Origin of the sequence: Mesorhizobium sp. M0119 (assembly GCF_040322615.1) — a bacterium.
In the GTDB taxonomy this organism is placed as follows: domain Bacteria; phylum Pseudomonadota; class Alphaproteobacteria; order Rhizobiales; family Rhizobiaceae; genus Mesorhizobium.
Genome location: NZ_JAMYTU010000003.1, coordinates 1 through 18,947 on the forward strand (window position 1 = coordinate 1; position 18,947 = coordinate 18,947).

General features: G+C 64.0%; 19 protein-coding genes. 16 read left to right on the forward strand and 3 right to left on the reverse strand.

Annotation, left to right across the window (positions count from 1 at the left end):
- Positions 1-706: efflux RND transporter periplasmic adaptor subunit (locus NKJ40_RS03670; protein ID WP_352464800.1), on the reverse strand; the 706-nt coding region annotated here is incomplete at its 3' end.
- Positions 703-1,686: an efflux RND transporter periplasmic adaptor subunit gene (locus NKJ40_RS03675; RefSeq protein WP_352464802.1), complete on the reverse strand. Its 984-nt coding sequence runs from the start codon at positions 1,684-1,686 to the stop codon at positions 703-705. The genes NKJ40_RS03675 and NKJ40_RS03670, both read right to left, overlap by 4 nt.
- On the opposite strand from NKJ40_RS03675, the gene NKJ40_RS03680 reads away from it, so the two are divergent.
- Positions 1,685-2,038, forward strand: coding sequence for a hypothetical protein (locus tag NKJ40_RS03680; protein WP_352464804.1), 354 nt, complete (start codon positions 1,685-1,687; stop codon positions 2,036-2,038). The two genes, NKJ40_RS03675 and NKJ40_RS03680, sit on opposite strands and share 2 nt — an antisense overlap.
- A 60-nt stretch (positions 2,039-2,098) precedes the next feature.
- A complete protein-coding gene (locus tag NKJ40_RS03685; protein WP_352464805.1) occupies positions 2,099-3,376 on the forward strand; it encodes a 4-aminobutyrate--2-oxoglutarate transaminase in 1,278 nt (425 codons plus the stop codon).
- Between the two features lie 2 nt (positions 3,377-3,378).
- On the opposite strand, the gene NKJ40_RS03690 is transcribed toward NKJ40_RS03685, so the two are convergent.
- A complete protein-coding gene (locus NKJ40_RS03690; RefSeq protein WP_352464807.1) occupies positions 3,379-4,632 on the reverse strand; it encodes an NAD(P)/FAD-dependent oxidoreductase in 1,254 nt (417 codons plus the stop codon).
- A gap of 425 nt (positions 4,633-5,057) precedes the next feature.
- Between NKJ40_RS03690 and NKJ40_RS03695 the strand changes: the two genes are divergently transcribed.
- The 14 genes from NKJ40_RS03695 to lnt all read left to right on the forward strand — a co-directional run bounded on the left by NKJ40_RS03695 (position 5,058) and on the right by lnt (position 18,941).
- Positions 5,058-6,347 (forward strand): imelysin family protein, encoded by a 1,290-nt coding sequence (locus NKJ40_RS03695; RefSeq protein WP_352465087.1) that lies wholly within the window; start codon positions 5,058-5,060, stop codon positions 6,345-6,347.
- Positions 6,348-6,401: 54 nt separating this feature from the next.
- Positions 6,402-6,713 carry a (2Fe-2S)-binding protein gene (locus tag NKJ40_RS03700; protein WP_352464808.1) on the forward strand — a complete coding sequence of 104 codons (312 nt, stop codon included), beginning with the start codon at positions 6,402-6,404 and terminating at the stop codon, positions 6,711-6,713.
- Complete coding sequence (bfr, locus tag NKJ40_RS03705; protein ID WP_023676883.1) at positions 6,679-7,164, forward strand: bacterioferritin; 486 nt, start codon at positions 6,679-6,681, stop codon at positions 7,162-7,164. The genes NKJ40_RS03700 and bfr overlap by 35 nt, the downstream gene beginning before the upstream one ends.
- A 123-nt stretch (positions 7,165-7,287) precedes the next feature.
- Positions 7,288-8,784, forward strand: coding sequence for a di-heme oxidoreductase family protein (locus tag NKJ40_RS03710; RefSeq protein ID WP_502903688.1), 1,497 nt, complete (start codon positions 7,288-7,290; stop codon positions 8,782-8,784).
- A complete protein-coding gene (locus NKJ40_RS03715; protein WP_352464812.1) occupies positions 8,784-9,857 on the forward strand; it encodes an imelysin family protein in 1,074 nt (357 codons plus the stop codon). The genes NKJ40_RS03710 and NKJ40_RS03715 overlap by 1 nt, the downstream gene beginning before the upstream one ends.
- Positions 9,858-9,859: 2 nt before the next feature.
- Positions 9,860-10,966 carry a DUF1513 domain-containing protein gene (locus tag NKJ40_RS03720; RefSeq protein WP_352464814.1) on the forward strand — a complete coding sequence of 369 codons (1,107 nt, stop codon included), beginning with the start codon at positions 9,860-9,862 and terminating at the stop codon, positions 10,964-10,966.
- 159 nt (positions 10,967-11,125) lie between these two features.
- Positions 11,126-11,803, forward strand: coding sequence for a tRNA (adenosine(37)-N6)-threonylcarbamoyltransferase complex dimerization subunit type 1 TsaB (gene tsaB / locus NKJ40_RS03725; RefSeq protein ID WP_352464815.1), 678 nt, complete (start codon positions 11,126-11,128; stop codon positions 11,801-11,803).
- Positions 11,803-12,297: a ribosomal protein S18-alanine N-acetyltransferase gene (rimI, locus tag NKJ40_RS03730; RefSeq protein ID WP_352464817.1), complete on the forward strand. Its 495-nt coding sequence runs from the start codon at positions 11,803-11,805 to the stop codon at positions 12,295-12,297. The genes tsaB and rimI overlap by 1 nt, the downstream gene beginning before the upstream one ends.
- A gap of 21 nt (positions 12,298-12,318) precedes the next feature.
- Positions 12,319-13,119: a lyso-ornithine lipid O-acyltransferase gene (olsA, locus tag NKJ40_RS03735; RefSeq protein WP_292653986.1), complete on the forward strand. Its 801-nt coding sequence runs from the start codon at positions 12,319-12,321 to the stop codon at positions 13,117-13,119.
- A gap of 63 nt (positions 13,120-13,182) precedes the next feature.
- Complete coding sequence (miaB, locus tag NKJ40_RS03740) at positions 13,183-14,592, forward strand: tRNA (N6-isopentenyl adenosine(37)-C2)-methylthiotransferase MiaB (RefSeq protein ID WP_352464819.1); 1,410 nt, start codon at positions 13,183-13,185, stop codon at positions 14,590-14,592.
- 83 nt (positions 14,593-14,675) lie between these two features.
- The gene (locus NKJ40_RS03745; protein WP_352464821.1) at positions 14,676-15,668 is read left to right on the forward strand and encodes a PhoH family protein; all 993 of its coding nucleotides are present in this window, start codon (positions 14,676-14,678) and stop codon (positions 15,666-15,668) included.
- 17 nt (positions 15,669-15,685) lie between these two features.
- On the forward strand, positions 15,686-16,183 hold the full coding sequence (ybeY, locus tag NKJ40_RS03750) for an rRNA maturation RNase YbeY (RefSeq protein ID WP_352464823.1): 498 nt from the start codon (positions 15,686-15,688) through the stop codon (positions 16,181-16,183).
- A 28-nt stretch (positions 16,184-16,211) separates the two neighbouring features.
- On the forward strand, positions 16,212-17,285 hold the full coding sequence (locus NKJ40_RS03755; protein WP_254816261.1) for a hemolysin family protein: 1,074 nt from the start codon (positions 16,212-16,214) through the stop codon (positions 17,283-17,285).
- Positions 17,286-17,354: 69 nt separating this feature from the next.
- Entirely contained in the window at positions 17,355-18,941 is a 1,587-nt protein-coding gene (gene lnt, locus NKJ40_RS03760) for an apolipoprotein N-acyltransferase (protein ID WP_352464824.1), read from the forward strand.
- Positions 18,942-18,947: the final 6 nt, after the last annotated feature.

An 18,947-nucleotide genomic window follows, 5' to 3' on the forward strand; every position in this document is an offset into this window, starting at 1 on the left:
TCGTCGGCAGCGATTGCAGGATGATCTGGAAGGGGGTGCCGAAGGCGAGATCGCCGGTCAACTGGTCGGGAATGTCGACGACTGCTTCACGCGGGTCAGAGCGCGCCACCGTGACGACGGTCTGGCCGGGCGAGACCGTCTGGCCGACCTCGGCGCCGACGGCGGTGACCACGCCATCGAAGTCCGAGAACAACCTGGTATAGCCAAGCTGTTCCTGCGATTTGGCCAGCGCCGCATTGGCCCGCTCGACACCGGCCGCGGCGGCCTGCCTGGCTTGCCGCGCGGCGTCGAAGACGGCCTGCGAGGTGTTAGCGGCGACAAGCAACTGGCGCTGGCGCTCCTCGCTGGCGGCGACATTGGCAAATTGCGCCTGCGCGTTGGAGAGTTCTGCCTTCGCCGCCTGCACGGCAAGCTCCAGCGCCGTCGGATCGAGCGCCGCGATAGTCGTGCCCCTGGTGACGATATCGCCGACCTTGACATCGCGGACGACGACCCGGCCAAGCAGGCGGAAGGCAAGGTCGGCGCTGAACTGCGGTTCGACAGATCCGGCGAATCCGAAGGTCTCTACTGTGCGGGGCTCGACCACCACCGACAGCACAGGCCGAATGATCTCGGGCGGCTTCTCTTCCGATTGCGAGCAGGCGCCGAGCACGAGCCCAAACAGGGCAGGAACAAGCGGGGCAGGGCTGCGCAGGAGCCGGTTCATTGCTCCGCTCCCGCTATCTCGACGGTCTGGCCGAGGCTGAGCAACTGGCCGCCGGCGGTGACGACGGTTTGGCCTGCCTCGAGCCCCTTGTCGATGATGACCGAGCCGGATCCGAAGGCCAGCACCTCCACCTGTCTCGCTGCCACCGCTTTGGTCGCTTGATCGACGACCCAGACGGCCGGCTTGCCCGCGCTCGAGGTCAATGCCTGCCACGGCACGATGACGGCCTTCGACGGCTGGGCGCTGACCGACCCGATGACGGCCGCGCCGAGCGGCATGCCCGCGGGCGTGTCGGGAATGGCGACCTTGACCCGGATCGAGCCTGAAGTCGGATCGACCGCCGGCGAGATTTCACGCACCTTGCCCATCGCCTTGATCTGCGGATCCGACAACAGCGTGATTGTCACCGCGGGTGCTGCCGGCGTCTTTGCTACCATCGTTTCCTCTACGTTGAAGACCGCATCGCGGTCGCCGTCCTCGGCAAGGGTGAAGACGGTCTGCGCCGCCTGCACCACCTGCCCGGCTTCGACCTGGCGCACTGTGATCACGCCTGCCGCACCCGCCTTGAGTTCGGTGAAGGAAAGGTCCTCTTTTGCATTGGCGAGCGCGCTTTGAGCGGCATCGACGCTGCCTCGCGCCACCTTCGACGCCTGTTCGGCCGCATCATAGTCGCGCCTCGTGGTGTAGCCCTGGGCAAGCAGTGTCTTTTGCCGTTCGAAGGCGGCGGCGGCCTGGGTCAATTGCGCCTGCGCGGCGTCGAGATCGGCCTGCGCCGAGCGCAGGTCGAATTGCTGTTCCTGCGGATCGATGCGGGCGAGCACGGTGCCTTGATCGACATGCTGCCCGACGTCGACAAGCCGTTCGGCGACGCGGCCGCCGACCCGGAACGAAAGATTGTTTAGCGTGCGCGCCGCGATCACACCGGTGAGCGAAGTCCTTGGCGCATAGTTGGCGATCGCCACGGTCTCGGTGAGGACCATGACTGGCAGTTTCTTCGCGGCGGCCTCCTGCTTCTGGCAACCGGCCAAAAGCAAAGGCAGCATTGCCATTGCGCAGGCTAGAATTGTGGAGGCAGGAAAAGACAAATGGCTAGGGGCTTTAACCGATTGCGGCGAGGCGGACGATGTCGCGTTCCTGCTCATAGCTCCCTCAACCGCGCGGACCGCCTCCTGTAGCAAGGCGGCGCGGACAATGGCGAGGATAATTGATCTCCGCAAAAAGGAAACCTCTTCCCGTACGCGTATAGGCGGTTGGGTAAGCTGGCCAGTTAACGCATCGGCCACAGGCCCAATCACCCGCCGCCAGTGCCAACTTGAGGAAAACCTGAAATAAGGTCAGAAGAGTCTCAACAGCCATCAAACGAGAGCGGGCGCCGGCCCGGTGAGGGATACGATGACAAATTCAGCCATTTCCGAACGCAAGAGCCAGTCGATTTCGCGCGGCGTCGGCATGACCACGCAGATCTATGCCGATCGCGCCGAAAACTCGGAGATCTGGGATGTGGAAGGCCGCCGCTACATCGATTTCTCGTCCGGCATCGCCGTCGTCAACACCGGCCACCGTCATCCGAAGGTGATCGAAGCGGTCAAGGCGCAGCTCGACCGCTTCACCCACACCTGCTACCAGGTCGTGCCCTATGAGAGTTATATCAGGCTGGCCGAACGTCTAAACGGCATGCTGCCCGGCAAATTCGACAAGAAGACGATCTTCGTCACCACCGGCGCCGAGGCGGTGGAGAATGCCATCAAGATTGCCCGCAGCGCCACCGGCCGGCCGGCGGCCATCGCTTTTTCCGGCGGCTTTCACGGCCGCACCTTCATGGGCATGGCGCTGACCGGTAAGGTCGTGCCCTACAAGGTCGGCTTCGGCGCCATGCCGGCGGATGTCTTCCATGCGCCGTTCCCGGTGGCGCTGCACGGCGTGTCGGTCGCCGATTCGCTGGCTGCGCTCGACCGGCTGTTCAAGGCCGACGTCGATCCGGCCCGCGTCGCCGCGATCATCGTCGAGCCGGTGCAGGGCGAGGGCGGCTTCTACGAGGCGCCACGCGACTTCGTGACCGCATTGCGCAAGATCTGCGACCAGCACGGCATGCTGCTGATCGCCGACGAGGTGCAGACCGGCTTTGCCCGCACCGGCAAGATGTTCGCCATGGACCACCATGAGGTGGCAGCCGACATCACCACCATGGCCAAGAGCCTGGCCGGCGGCTTCCCGCTGGCGGCGGTCACCGGGCGTGCCGAGATCATGGATGCGCCGAACCCCGGCGGGCTCGGCGGCACCTATGGCGGCAGCCCGATCGGCGTTGCCGCGGCGCATGCCGTGCTTGACGTCATCGACGAAGAGAAGCTCTGCGACCGCGCCAACACGCTGGGCAACCGTCTGAAGCAGCGCCTGCAATCGATCCGCGACGAAGCGCCGGAGATCGTCGATATCAGAGGCCCCGGCTTCATGAACGCGGTCGAGTTCAACGATGTTAAGAAGGGCTTGCCGTCGCCGGAACTCGCCAATGCGGTCCGGCTGAAGGCGCTCGACAAGGGCCTGATCCTGCTCACCTGCGGCGTCTACGGCAACGTCATCCGCTTCCTCGCGCCGATCACCATCCAGGATGGCGTCATGAACGAGGCGCTCGACATCCTGGAAAGTTCGATCCGAGAGGTCCGCGCCGCCTAGAGCTATCCCGCCGCTCTTGCAGGCTCTGCCTGCTGGAAGGCGGCGAGCGCCGCCTTCAGCCCGTCGGGCCCGGTCGCGACAATCTGAGGCGACGGCGAAAAACCGGCACCGAGCATCTTGCGGCCAAGCATATGGTCGCCCGGCCGGTTGACCGATTCGATGCCGAGCAGCCGGCTTCCGGCATAGTGGTAGATGGAGAATTTGTTCTCGGCCACGTCGCCCAGTACGACATGGCTGTCGCCGCCCGCAATCAGGCCGACCATCTGCAGCTTCATGTCGCCGATATCGGACCAGAACCACGGCACTGCCGAGTAATTGTCGGCGTGGCCGACGATGGTGCGCGCGGCGAGCCGCGCCTGGTCAGTGGCGTTCTGTACCGATTCCAGCCGCACGTCGCCGCCGGTGAACCAGTGCCGGTAGGAGGCGGCGTCGCCGATAGCGAGGATTTCCGGCACTGACGTGCGCATCTGCTGGTCGACGCGGATGCCGTTGGCGATGGCAATGCCGGCGGCTTCGGCCAATTCGACATTGGGCACGACGCCGATGCCGATGACGACCATCTGCGCCGGCAATCTTTCGCCGGATGAGGTGATTGCAGCCGAAACACGGCCGTTCTCGCCCTCCAGCAGTTCGACGGTGATGCCGGTGAGGACGCGCACACCGGTGGCTTCCAGCCGTTGGCGCACATGGCCGGCGATGACCGGTGCCACGGCGCGGCCGAGCAGCCGGTCGACCGCCTCGACCACCGTAACCCTGCGGCCTGCCGCGGTGAGCGTTGCGGCAATCTCCAGGCCGATGAAGCCGCCGCCGAGGATGACGACGTCCTCGCTTTGCGCGCTCAATTCGCGGATCAGGCGGGCATCGCCGAGCGAGCGCAGCGACATAACGCCGGAAAGCTCCGAACCCGGCAGCGGCAGCAGGCGCGGCCGCGCGCCGGTGGCGAGGATCAGCCGCTCGAACGGCAACACACCGCCGCCCGATATCTCCAGCCGGCGGCCGCCCGCGTCGATGCGCTCGACCCGGAGGCCTGGCCGGTAGTCTATGGCGCTGCCGGTATAAAAAGCCTCGCCGCGCAACGGCTGCGGCTTTGCTTGCTGATCCTTGATGAAGGTCTTCGACAGCGGCGGCTTGTGGTAGGGCAATTCGTTTTCGTCGCCGACCAGGATCACCGGGGCGTCATAGCCCTCTTCGCGCAGGCTGGCGGCCGCTTGCACGCCCGCATGACCCGCACCGACAATGACGACCCCGTTCTTCATAACAGCCCGATTCCTCATCCAAATCTAGGACGTCCCGCCAGGTGGCGATTGTCCGGCGCCGCCGCAAGAGCGCCGATCCGGGTCGCACCCGGAACGGCCGCCTGTCAACTGCGTCATGCGCCGGCATTCCCTATACATCGATGTTAAAGTTGACAGTTCTAGTTTAGAATAATTCTAAACTGTTGTTTCAATTGAATTTTTTCTGCGCCCCCAGTTGACATCCGGCGTCTTCGCCGTTTTATGGAAGCTCGCGCGTCAGCGCATCCCTTTGATGTCTGGGCCTTGAACCCTTTCGATTGGAGGCATTTCGGTGTCTTTCTTCCGCGAACCGCGCGATGGCGCGACCTTCTTTGCCCGCTGGCAGCTGCCCGCCGCGGCGCCGGCATTTCATTGATTCCCGAGGAGAGACAATCATGAGAACGATGATGACCGCGCGGTATGGCGGCAGGCTTGCGGCGATCGGCGCCACCGCGATGCTGACGGCGGCGGTGTTCGTGCTGCCGGCCAAGGCGCAAACCGATGCCAAGGCGGTCGTCAAGACCTATTCCGACATCGCGCTTGCCAAATACGAGGATTCGCTGATCACGGCCGAGGCGCTCGACAAGGCTGTCGATGCACTGCTCGCCAAGCCATCTGCCGAAACGCTGAACGCCGCCCGCGAGGCCTGGAAGGCATCGCGTGTTCCCTATCAGCAGACCGAGGTCTATCGCTTCGGTAATGCCATCGTCGACGACTGGGAAGGCAAGGTGAACTCCTGGCCGCTCGACGAGGGCTTGATCGACTATGTCGCCAAGAGCTACGGCACCGAGTCGGACGCCAACGCGCTCTACACCGCCAATGTGATCGCCAACAAGTCGATCGAGATCAACGGCAAGAAGGTCGACGCCACCAACCTGACGCCGGAGTTCCTCTCCGGCACACTGCAGGAGGCGGGCGGCATCGAGGCCAATGTGGCGACCGGCTATCACGCCATCGAATTCCTGCTTTGGGGGCAAGACCTGCACGGCACCGGTCCGGGCGCCGGCGGGCGGCCCTACACCGATTACGACCTCACCAATTGCACCGGCGGCAATTGCGACCGCCGGGCGCAGTACCTGAAATCGGCGAGCGACCTTCTGGTTTCCGATCTAAAGGATATGGTCGACGACTGGAAGGAAGGCGGCGCCGCCCGCAAGAACCTTGTCGATGGCGAGCCGAACGCCGCCATTTCGATCATCTTCACCGGCATGGGGTCGCTGTCCTATGGCGAGCTCGCCGGCGAGCGGATGAAGCTCGGCCTCTTGCTGCACGATCCGGAAGAGGAGCACGATTGCTTCTCCGACAACACCTACAACTCCCATCTTTATGACGCGATCGGCATCCGTGCCGCCTATCACGGCAGCTACACGCGGCTTGACGGCACGGTCGTCGAGGGGCCGTCGGTGGCCGACATGGTCAGGCAAGCCGATCCGGCGATCGACAAGGAATTGTCGGCTAAGCTGGATGTCACCATCGCCAAGATGGAGGCCATCAAGGCGCGGGCGCTTGCCGGCGAGGCCTATGACCAGCAGATCGGAGAAGGCAACACGGAAGGCAATGCCACCGTGCAGGCGGCGATCGACGCGCTGGTCAATCAGACCAAATCGATCGAACGCGCCGTCGGTACCCTGAAGCTCAATGCGATCGCCTTCGAGGGCTCGGACAGCCTCGACTCACCGGACAAAGTGTTCCAGTAAACTTCGAAACCACCAGCCACGCGGCGCAATGAGCGCCGTCAGCCAGAGCGACAAATGCTGATCTGCCATTGCAACATCATCACCGAAAAGGAGATAGAGCAGACGATCATCGGACTGCTGGATGAGGACCCCTGGCAGCTGATCGTGCCGGCGAAGGTCTATCATGCCATGCACAAGCGCGGTCGCTGTTGCGGCTGCTTCCCAAATGTGGTCGAAACGATCATTCGGGTCACCGAAAATTACCACGCCCGCTCGGCGGCGAGCGGCGTGGACATCGTTTCACACCTGGATCGCGTCAGAGGCCTGCGCGTCCAATACGGGAGCAGAACCCATGAAAGGCGAACAGCAGATCATAGAGCGGCTTAACGAGGCTCTGTTTCTGGAACTTGGGGCGGTCAATCAATACTGGGTGCATTTCCGGCTGCTGGAAGACTGGGGATACGCCAAGCTGGCGAAGAAGGAACGCGCTGAATCGATCGAGGAAATGCACCATGCCGACCGGCTCGTGGCGCGCATCATCTTCCTCGAGGGCCATCCGAACCTGCAGTCCGTCGCGCCGCTGCGTATCGGTCAGAATGTCAAGGAAGTGCTCGAATCCGATCTTGCCGGCGAATATGACGCGCGCACCGCCTACAAGCGTTCGCGCGAGGTTTGCAACGAGGCAGGCGACTACGTGACGATGAAGCTGTTCGAGGAATTGCTGGCTGACGAGGAAGGTCACATCGACTTCCTCGAGACGCAACTCGACCTGCTGGCCTCGATCGGCGAAGAAAAGTACGGCCAGCTCAACGCGGCATCGGCCGACGAGGCGGAATAAGGATATGCGGGAATGCGGCGCCCCCTAGATTTCATGCGCCGCTTGCGGCCGGCCGAGCATTGCGGCCTGCCGCCACAGAAGAAGCCGCGATACGGTATCCTTCGCGGCGCTTTTCTTGCAGTGATGGCGACGCTCACAGCCTCGGCGCTGGCCGGAGCGCCGCAACCGGCGGGGCTTGCCACCAGTCGCACCGATCTGACGCCGAAGGATCTGGCGCGCGTCATCGCCATCACCAAGCCGACCATCGATTTCTCCAAGCCCGAGCAATTCGAGCTGATGCAGGGCGGCGCCGGCACCTCGAAGAAGGACGTCAACAAGGACGCCTTCTCGCAATCCTCCGCCAACATCAGCTTCGAGGAAGAGGGCACCTTCAAGCTCGGCAACGCCATTTTCCGCAAGAACTGGGTGTCGTCGCCATCCTCGACGCAGGCCTCGGATGGGCTCGGTCCGCTGTTCAACGAGCGCGCCTGCCAGAACTGTCATCTGAAGGACGGCCGCGGCCATCCGCCCGAAGGCGACAGCGGCACCACCTCGATGTTCCTGCGCCTGGCAAGGGAAGCCAGTACCGATGAGGAGAAAGCCGCGCTCGCCGATCACAAGGTGCTCAACTTCCCCGACCCGGTCTATGGCACGCAACTTCAGGAGCTAGCCGTTCCCGGCTTGCAGGGCGAAGGCAGGATGCATGTCGATTATCAGGAGCAAAAAGTAAAACTGGCGGACGGCAGCACGGTGTCGCTGCGCAAGCCGAGCTATTCGGTCGAGGGTCTCGCCTACGGATCGCTCGATCCACGCACCACGCTGTCGCCGCGCATGACGCCGCCGATGATCGGCCTTGGCCTGGTCGAGCAGATCGCTCCTGCCGACATCCTTGCGCGCGCCGATCCGGCCGACCGCGATGGTGACGGGATTTCCGGCAGGCCCAATATAATTCGCGACGGCAGCAGCGGTGAACTGACGCTCGGCCGTTTCGGCTGGAAGGCGCAGGCGGCATCGATCCGCCAGCAATCGGCGGACGCTTTTGCCGGCGATATCGGCATTTCGACGCCTGAGGTGCCGAAGCACTGGGGCGATTGCAGCGCCGCGGAAAAGACCTGCCTTGCCCTACCCAACGGTGTGCAGGAGCGTCTCGGTCCGGTCGAAGCGCCGCCGCCGGTCATGGACCTCGTGACCTTCTATTCGCAAAATCTTGCCGTGCCCGCCCGGCGCGACCTCGACAGACCGGACGTGCTCGCCGGCAAAAAACTGTTCTACGATATGGGCTGCATCTCCTGCCATACGCCGAAATTCGTCACCCGTCGCGGCACCCCGAACAAGGCGCAGGCCTTCCAGCTGATCTGGCCGTATTCCGATTTCCTGCTGCATGACATGGGACCCGCCCTTGCCGACGGACAGGCGGTGGGCGAGGCCACCGGAAGCGAATGGCGCACGCCGCCGCTGTGGGGCATCGGGCTCACCCAGACCGTCAGCGGCAACACCTTCTTCCTGCATGACGGGCGCGCGCGCAGCCTGGCCGAGGCAATCCTGTGGCATGGCGGCGAGGGCCAGAAGGCGCGTGGCCGCTTCGCCGCTGCCGATGCGGCCGACCGCGCCGCGCTGATCAAGTTTCTGGAGTCGCTTTGATGCGGAAGCGTCTTGCATTCGCTCTGATGCTGGTCCTCGCCGGTGCGCTGCCGACATCCGCGGCGGTGAAGGCTTCGGATGTGATCCAGCGGGCGATCGACGGCTTCGTCCGCCCGGCCTATGCCAAGCTGCATGACCATGCGGACAGCTTGACCGAGGCAATGCACGCACTTTGCCAGGCGCCCTCGCAAGACAATCTCGATACGGCACGCGCCGAATTCTCGGGTGTCGTGGATGCCTGGTCGGTGGTGGAAATCATCCGTTTCGGGCCGATCGCGGAAAACAACCGGCTCGAGCGCATGCTGTTTTGGCCGGACCGCAAGAGCATCGGCCTGAAGCAGGTGCAGGCAGCACTTGCCGGCAAGGATCCGACAGCCGCCGATCCGGCCCAGCTGGCGACAAAGAGCGTCGCTATGCAAGGGCTCGGCGCACTGGAATTCGTGCTCTACGGCGACGGCGCCGGTCGATTGGCGGGCAAGGACGACGCCTATCGCTGCGCCTACGGTGCGGCCATTGCCGGCAATGTCGAGACGATCGCCGGCGAGGTCGGCGATGCCTGGAACAAGCCCGACGGCTTTGCCGCGCTCTGGGCCAATGCGGGTCCGCAGAACGCGCTCTACCACAATGGCACCGAAGCGGTGACCGAACTGGTCGGCGTCTTCATCAACGAGTTGGAAATGGTCCGCGACGTACGTCTGAAGGGCTTCCTGGGCGCCAAGCCGGAGGCCGACAAACCGAAACAGGCGATCTATTGGCGCTCGCAAAACACCGCCCGCTCGCTGACCGGGAATCTGGCTGGGATGGACGCGCTGTTCCAGGCCTCGCAGCTTGGCGACGCGCTGCCGCCCGAGGCGCGCTGGATGGCGGAATCGGTCCACATCCAGCTCACCAACGGGATTGAGGCGGCCAAGGCGATCAGGGGTTCGATCGACAAGGCACTTGCCGATCCGGCGCTGCGCCGCAAGCTCGACTATTTCTCGCTGGTGACATCCAGCCTGACGACCCTGATCGGCACCAGGCTGACCGCCGAATTCGGCCTAACCGCCGGGTTCTCGTCACTGGATGGCGACTGATCATGAGGACGCCGCTGATCGATCGGCGCGATTTCCTGAGGGCCGCAGGCGCTGGTTTGGTGGCGGCGATGGCGCCGTCGGCCTGGGCAAAGACACTCGACGCCGACGCGGTCTTCGCCACCGCTTTCGTCAAGCGCGACGGCGGCTATGGCGCGGCCGTCCTATCCGAGGCCGGCAAGTTGTTGCACACGATCGATCTGCCCGATCGGGGCCACGACGTTACCTTCGACCCGGTGTCTAAGCGTTCGGTGGTGTTTGCCAGGCAGCCGGGCACCTTTGCTGTCGTCTTCGACCATACCGGCCGCGATGAACCGCACACCATTGCCAGCGTTGCCGGCCGGCATTTCTTCGGCCATGGCGTGTTCTCGGCCGATGGCGCGCTGCTCTACGCAACCGAGAACGATTTCAACAATGCCGCCGGCGTCGTCGGCATCTATGACGCGCATGCGAAATTCAAGCGCATTGGCGAGTTCCCGACCTACGGCATGGGCCCACACGAGCTTTTGCTGCTTTCCGACGGCAGGACGATTGCTGTGGCCAATGGCGGCATCGAGACGCATCCGGATTATGGCCGCGCCGAGCTCAATATCGCAACGATGAAGCCTTCCTATGTTCTGGTCGACCGCCTTACCGGCGATCTCACCGAAAAGCACGAATTGCCGCCGGCGCTGCATCAACTGTCGATCCGCCATATGGATGCCGACCGGTCCGGCACCGTCTGGTTCGGCTGTCAGTACAGGGGGCCGGGCACCGATTGCCCCCCGCTGGTCGGCCGCGCGGCGCGTGGCAAGGACTTGCAATTGCTCGACATGTCGCAGGACGTGCTCTCGGCCTTCAGGAACTATATCGGCTCGGTCGCCGCCAACCCTGCCGCCGGCACCATCGCCGTGTCTTCGCCTGAGGGCAATTCGCTTGCCGTGATCGACGCGGCCAGCGGCCGCATCGTCGCCAGCAAGGCGCTGGTCGAGGTCTGCGGCGTGGCGCCCGATGGGGAAAGCTTCATGGCGACGACCGGCGCCGGCGAAATCGTCGAGGCCGGTGGCTCGATCCGTTCCGAGCCGGACTATGTCTGGGACAATCACGTGCTGCGTATCGAGCAGGTCGGCTAGTCCCGATACTTATTGTGGCGATTGTGTGCGTCGAAACTTACATTCTTGGACCCGCGCCGAACCGAAGTCGCCTGGCGATTTATCCATTATTCCCTTGCGGGGATCAGCCCTGGCGGGCAGAGGGAAGCTGTTTTCGAAACTGTCTCAACCGGCCGCTTCATGAAGTTGCTTGCCATCGACTGTGCCGCCAATCTCTGCGCCGCCTGCGTCTACGACGCGGCGGCCGGGAAAGAACTCGGCCGTTCGGTGCTCGATCTCGGCAAGGGTCATGCCGAGCATCTGATGGGTGTCATCGAAGGGGCGTTGAAGGCGGCCGGAACGGAATTTACCGGCCTCGGCGCCATTGCCGTTTCCACCGGTCCGGGCTCCTTCACCGGTCTGCGCGTCGGCGTCTCGGCGGCGCGCGGCCTTGCGCTGGCGCTGAAAATCCCGGCGATCGGCGTGACGACTCTGGAAGCACTGGCGGCGCAAGCGAGAATAACGTTTCCCGGCCGCGCCGTTCTCGCCGCGCTCGATGCAGGGCGCGAGGAAATCCATGCGGCACTTTACGATGAAGCATCCGTTTTGATTTACGGTCCCTCGGTGACTACGCTTTCGCAGGCCGCCGCAATGGCGGTCGACAGATCTCCGGTTCTCGCCGGCACCGCGACGTCGCAAATTGCCGCCTCGGTCGGGCGCGTTTTTGACACCGGCCCGATAGGAGCCACTGCCGACATCGCCGTCTATGCCCGGCTAGCGACTGCCAAGGACGATGGTGAAAAGCCGAAGCCGTTGTATTTGCGCGGCGCGGACGCCAAGCCGCAGGCCGGCTTTATTCTATCAAGGCAAAAAAACTGATGCGCATTCCGTTCCTCCAGCCGCGCCGCAGGGACTATGCGCTCGAGCCGCTGACGATTGCCGACAGCGCGGCCATGTCGGTGCTGCATCGCGAGGATTTCGCGCGGCCGTGGACCGACGACGAATTCGCCGCGCTGCTGGAGCAGGACACCGTGTTCGGCTATGCCGCGCGCGAGACCGGACAGGGCGCCAAGCCGCCGGTCGGCTTCGTGCTGGCGCGGCTCGCGGCCGGCGAGGGGGAGGTCCTGACGGTCGCGGTGGCACGCTCGCATCGGCGGCGGGGGCTCGGCTGGCAATTGATGGATGCGGTGCTGCGTGAACTGCACGCACAGCGCGCCGATGCACTTTTCCTCGAGGTCGACGAGACCAATGTCGCCGCGATCGCGCTCTATCGGCGGCTCGGCTTCCGCGAGGTCGGCAAGCGCGCCAACTATTACAAGTCGCCGGAGCACGGCCCGACCGGCGCGCTTGTCATGCGCCGCGATCTTCGCTAGCCAAACGCCGGGGTGGTACGAATGATCGGAAAAATCAGGATTTTCCTGGCGCTGGGGCTGGTTGTTGTCGGCTCATTGGTGCTTGTGCCGCTGCAGATCCTGTCGATGAAGACCGGACTCTGGCGCGAGACCTTCATCCTGAAGATCTGGCACAGGATGATCGTCAGGGCGCTGGGGCTGCGCATCCATGTCAAGGGAGCGCTGTCCGGCCAGCGCCCATTGCTGATTGCTGCCAACCACATCTCCTGGACCGACATCATGGTGCTGGGGTCGATGGTCGACGTGACGTTCATCGCCAGGGCCGACATGGCCGGCTGGCCGCTGATCGGCATGCTGTCGAAGCTCCAGCGCACCGTCTTCATCGAACGTGAGCGCAAACGTTCGTCGGGCGACCAGGCGAGCGAGATCGCCGGCCGCATGGCCAAGGGCGACGCCATGGTGCTGTTCGCCGAAGGCTCGACCGGCGACGGCAACATGATCCTGCCGTTCAAGAGCACGCTGTTCGGCGCCGCTACAATGGCGATTGCGGAAGGGGCGGCCGAACAGGTCTTCATCCAGCCGGTGGCCATCGTCTATACGCGCCTGCATGGCGTGCCGCTCGGCCGCCGGCATCGGCCGGTAGCCGCCTGGATCGGCGATGAGGAGCTGATGCCGCACCTCAAGGTGCTGATGGCCGAGGGCGCCCTCGACGTCGAGGTGCATTTTGGCGAGGCGATCGCTTTCTCCAAGGGCTCCAGCCGCAAGGAGACGGCAAAGCAGATGGAACGCCAGGTGCGCGAGATGGTGCAGGCGGCGCTCGCCGAACCGCGCCCAAGCCGGTAGGCTGCGCGGGTTTCGGCCAGATTCGTCTGTTTTTTGTCAGGGAAAGGCGCTAGAAGCCGCGAAATGGAATTGAACACGATAGAACGCGACGACACCGGCGCTGCCGCCGAAGGCCTGGTCGTTCCGCCTGCCGCGACCAGGAAGGTCTTCGTCAAGACCTATGGCTGCCAGATGAACGTCTACGATTCGCAGCGCATGACCGATGCTCTGGCGGCCGACGGCTATGCCGCGACCGATGCCATTGGCGAGGCCGATCTGGTGCTGCTCAACACCTGCCACATCCGCGAGAAAGCGGCGGAAAAGGTCTATTCCGAACTTGGGCGCATCCGTGAGTTGAAGGCGGAACGTGCCAAGGCCGGGCGCGAAATGCTGGTCGGCGTCGCCGGCTGCGTGGCGCAGGCCGAGGGCGCCGAGATCATCCGCCGCTCGCCGGCCGTCGATCTGGTCATCGGTCCGCAGACCTACCACCGGCTGCCCGGTGTGCTGGCGAGGGCGCGTGGCGGCGAAAAGATCGTCGAAACCGACTATGCCATCGAGGACAAGTTCGAGCATCTGCCGCAGCCAAAGCGCGCCGAACTGATCAGGCGCGGCGTGAAGGCGTTCTTGACCGTTCAGGAAGGCTGCGACAAGTTCTGCACCTTCTGTGTCGTGCCCTATACGCGCGGCTCGGAAGTCTCGCGGCCGGTGGCACAGATCGTCGCCGAGGCCGAGCGCCTGGCGGATGCCGGCGTGCGCGAGGTGACGCTGCTCGGCCAGAACGTCAATGCCTGGCACGGAAGAGGCGAAAACGGCGAGGAATGGGGCCTTGGCCGGCTGCTGTTCAGGCTGGCAGAGATTCCAGGTCTGGCGCGGCTGCGCTACACGACCAGCCATCCGCGCGACATGGACGATGAGTTGATCGCCGCCCATCGTGATTTGCCTGCGCTGATGCCCTATCTACATTTACCGGTGCAATCCGGCTCCGACCGCATACTCAAGGCGATGAACCGCAGGCATATGGCCAAGGACTATCTGACGTTGATCGACCGCATCCGTGCCGCACGGAACGACATCGCACTGTCCGGCGATTTTATCGTCGGCTTTCCCGGTGAGACGGAAGCGGATTTCGAGGCGACCATGCAGTTGGTGGAAGACGTCAACTATGCCTCGGCCTTCTCGTTCAAATATTCTCCGCGCCCCGGCACGCCGGGCGCGGAGATGAGCGATCACGTGCCGGAGGCCGTCAAGGACGAGCGCCTGCAGCGGCTGCAGGCGCTGCTTCTGAAACAGCAGCAGGATTTCGGCGCAAGCCTGGTCGGCAGGACTATCGACACGCTGATCGAAAAGCCGGGCCGCCAGGCCGGCCAGAAGGTTGGCCGCTCGCCCTGGCTGCAGCCGGTTATTGTTGATGAAAAGGCCGGCGAAATCGGTGACATTATCCAGGTGCGAATCACGAAGACGGGCTACAACAGCCTGTTCGCCGAATTGGCCTGAAGGCCTCGGCAGATGAGGAGAGACGGTTGAGCGCTGCTGAAGTCAAGAATCTGCCCCAGAATCTACCCTCCGGGGCCTCGGATATGGCGCACATCGTACTGACTTTCGACAATAACAAGCTTGCCAGCGCCCTTTACGGCCAGTTCGACGAGAATCTGGCCAGGCTCGAGCAGAAGCTCGGCGTCGACATCCGCTCGCGCGGCAATCAATTGACCATCAAGGGCTCTTCCTCGGCCGCCGAGCAGGCACGCCGCGCCTTGGACAATCTTTACGGCATTCTGCAGAAAGGCACCGATATCGGCCAGTCCGATGTCGACGGCGCCGTGCGCATGGCGATCGCCACCGACGACCAGCTGACGCTGCCGACGCTGGAGCGCAAGGGCAAGGTGTCCGCCGCCCAGATATCGACGCGCAAGAAGACCATCTATGCCCGCTCGCTCAACCAGGACGCCTACATGCGCGCGCTGGAGCGGTCGGAACTCGTCTTCGGCATCGGCCCGGCCGGCACCGGAAAGACCTATCTGGCGGTGGCGCATGCGGCAATGCTGCTCGAACGCGGCATGGTCGAACGCATCGTGCTGTCGCGCCCCGCGGTCGAGGCCGGTGAACGGCTTGGCTTTCTGCCGGGTGACATGAAGGAGAAGGTCGATCCCTATCTGCGGCCGCTCTATGATGCGCTCTACGACATGATGCCGGCCGACAAGGTCGAGCGGGCGATTGCCGCCGAGGTCATCGAGATTGCGCCGCTGGCATTCATGCGCGGCCGTACGCTGGCGCACGCTGCCGTCATCCTCGACGAGGCGCAGAACACCACGCCGATGCAGATGAAGATGTTCCTGACCCGGCTCGGCGAGAACTCGCGCATGATCGTCACCGGCGATCCGACCCAGATCGATCTGCCGCCAAACACCAAGTCCGGCCTGGTCGAGGCGCTGAGAATCCTCGACGGCGTCACCGGCATGGTGACCGTACGCTTCAATGAAGGCGACGTCGTCAGGCATCCGCTGGTCGCCGAGATCGTCAAGGCCTACGACCGTGACGGCAAGCTGGCTAGGGGCTTGGGTGTCGAAAGCTGATATGATTATGCGGCCGCATGGCTGAGGAGCAAAAGGCGGGGGGGCCGCTTCCCGTCGAAATCGATGTGGCGATCGAGGCGGGCGACTGGCCCGACGAGGCGGTGCTGATGCGGCTTGTCGACCGCGCCGTCTCGGCCGCCTTTGCCGAAACCGGTGCAGACGGCCGTTCCGAGCTCAGCATCGTCTTTTCCGACGATGCCCATATCCGTACGCTCAATGCCGGCTGGCGCGGCAAGGACAAGCCGACCAACGTCCTGTCTTTCCCGGCTTTTCCGTTTGCCAGGGGCGGGCCTCTGCCGCAGATGCTCGGCGACATCGTGCTGGCCGCCGAGACTGTCGTGCGCGAGGCGGCACTGGAAGACAAGCCCGTCGAGGACCATATCTCCCATCTCGTCATCCATGGCCTGCTGCATTTGCTCGGCTATGATCACGAAACCGATGCCGAAGCGGAACTGATGGAAGCGACAGAGCGCGCAGCACTTGCGAGGCTTGCCATTCCCGATCCCTACACGTAATTACAAAAGACCAATTGACCGGACGATGATGAACGACAAACCAGAGACTGCCGCCCGCTCCGACGCCGGCAGTGCGATCAAGCCTTCCGAAACGACGGAAGAGGGCTCGAGTCCGAGTACCACGACCGGCAGCTTCGCCAGCGAGGCATCGCCTGCCGGTCCTTCCCTGTTCGATCGCGTGCTCGGGCTTTTCAGGCACCGCAACGGCACCAGCCTGCGCGAGGAGATTGCCGGTGCGCTCGCCGAAACGGCGAGCGATGCAGAATCCTTCTCGCCCGGCGAACGCGCCATGCTCAACAACATCCTGCGCCTGCGGGAAGTGCGGGTCGAGGACGTCATGGTGCCGCGCGCCGACATCGAGGCGGTCGAGATCACGACGAAGCTCGGCGATCTTCTGGGGCTGTTCGAACAGTCTGGCCACTCCCGCATGCCGGTCTATTCGGAGACGCTCGACGACCCGCGCGGCATGGTTCATATCCGCGACGTGCTGGCGCACATCACCAAGGTCGCCCGCGTCAGAAAGGGCAGGACGACCAGGAAAACCCCGGTCGCGACGGTTCTCGATCTCGCCCAGGTCGATCTGGCGCGCACCATCGGCGATCTCAACCTGATCCGACCGGTGCTGTTCGTGCCGCCGTCGATGCTCGCCTCCGACCTGATGGGGCGAATGCAGACGACGCGCACCCAGATGGCGCTGGTCATCGACGAATATGGCGGCACCGACGGTCTCGTCTCGCTCGAGGATATCGTCGAGATGGTGGTCGGCGACATCGAGGACGAGCACGACGAGGACGAGCCGATGATTACCCAGGCCGGCGAAGGCGTCTTCATCGTCGACGGCAAGGCCGAGATCGATGACGTCGCCAAGATGATCGGCGAGGATTTCGCCGCCGGCGAGCACGGCGAATATGTCGACACGATCGGCGGCATGATCTTCAACACGCTTGGTCGGGTGCCGGCGCGCGGCGAAGTGGTGCAGGCCATACCCGGCTTCGAGTTCCATGTGCTCGACGCCGATCCGCGCCGCGTCAAGCGCGTGCGCATCGTCGAGACCTTGAAGGGCGAGCGGCGGCGCCGCGCCGTCCGCACCGAGCAGGCTTAGGGTTCATTTGGAACCGGGGCTCCGGCCTGATAGATCTTGCTTCCTGATTCGCACGACTCGGAAGCATAGATGGAGCGCCAGGCCGGCCGGATAATTCTGCTTTGGGGCTGGCGGCGCGCGCTGGTGGCGTTTCTTGCCGGGGCGCTGGCGGTTCTTGCCCAGGCGCCTTACGATTTCTTCGCCGTCTGTTTCGTTTCGTTCCCGCTGCTGGTGTGGCTCCTCGACGGCGCGACCGGCGAAGCCTCGGACGGTTTTCTGCGGCGCTTGCGGCCGGCTTTCGCCACCGGCTGGTGGTTCGGTTTCGGTTACTTTCTTGCCGGTCTCTGGTGGGTCGGCTCGGCGCTGCTGGTCGAGGCCGACAGTTTTGCCTGGGCCTTGCCGTTCGCGGTGGTCGGCATCCCCCTCGCGCTGGCCTTCTTTTACGGTTTCGCTGCCGTGGTTGCCCGGCTGTTGTGGAGCAACGACATTGGCCGCATCGCCGCGCTCGCCTTCGGTTTTGCGCTGGCGGAATGGCTGCGCGGCTTCCTGTTCACCGGCTTTCCGTGGAATGCCGTCGGCTATGCGGCGATGCCGGTGCCTTTGCTGATGCAGAGCGTATCGGTGACCGGCATGGTCGGCATGAACGCCCTTGCGGTCTTCGTCTTCGCGCTGCCGGCCCTGCTTGCGGCGCGCCAGCATCTTCGCCTCGGCGCGGCATTGCTTGTCGTTCTCGTCGCCGCCGATGCCGGCTTCGGTTATATCAGGCTCGCCGCCCCCGAAAAGCCGGCGGCCCGCAGCCTCGACGTCCGTATCGTGCAGCCTGCCGTCGACCTCACGGAAAAATGGGATGCCTCGGTGCGTGACCGCATCTTCGCCACCATGATGGGCCTTTCGGCCAAGGCGCCGGAACCCGGCCATGACAGGCCGCAATTGATCCTGTGGCCGGAGACCTCCGTGCCGTTTCTGTTCACCGAACGTCCGGATGCCCTGCCTGCCATCGGAGAGATGCTTGGCGATGGCCAGATGCTGGTTGCCGGCGTCGTTCGCGAGGAAGGCGGCTCGGCGACCGGGAGCCGTTACTACAACTCGGTAGTGGCGATCGACGAAAGGGGCGAAATCGTCGATGCCGTGGACAAGGTCCATCTGGTACCCTTTGGCGAATATCTACCTTTCGCCGATCTGCTCGGCCGCTTCGGGCTTGAGCAGCTTGTTGCCGGCCCGATGACCTTCGCGGCCGGCAATGAGCGGCACCCGATCGCGCTGCCCGGCGGCATCGGGGCGCTGCCGTTTATTTGCTATGAGGTCATCTTTCCTGATCTGGTCGCAGTTGACGCAACGTCAGCCGAGCTTATTGTGAACGTCACCAATGACGCCTGGTTCGGCGACACGCCGGGGCCGTACCAGCACTTCAGGCAGGCGCAGATCCGGGCGGTGGAGAATGGGGTGCCCCTGTTGCGCGCGGCTAATAACGGCATTTCGGCCGTTGTCGACCCGCGCGGTCGCATCGTCGACGCGCTGGCAATCGATGCACGCGGCGCCATCGATGTGCGTGTGCCGATCTCCAACCAAGCCATCGTTTCCTCCGGCCAACGACGCATTAACGGAATGCTGATCATGTTTTTGCTTGCCGTTGCGGCATGCATTTTGAACGTAAGGCAAAGGCTACGGGCGAATTGACAGCCG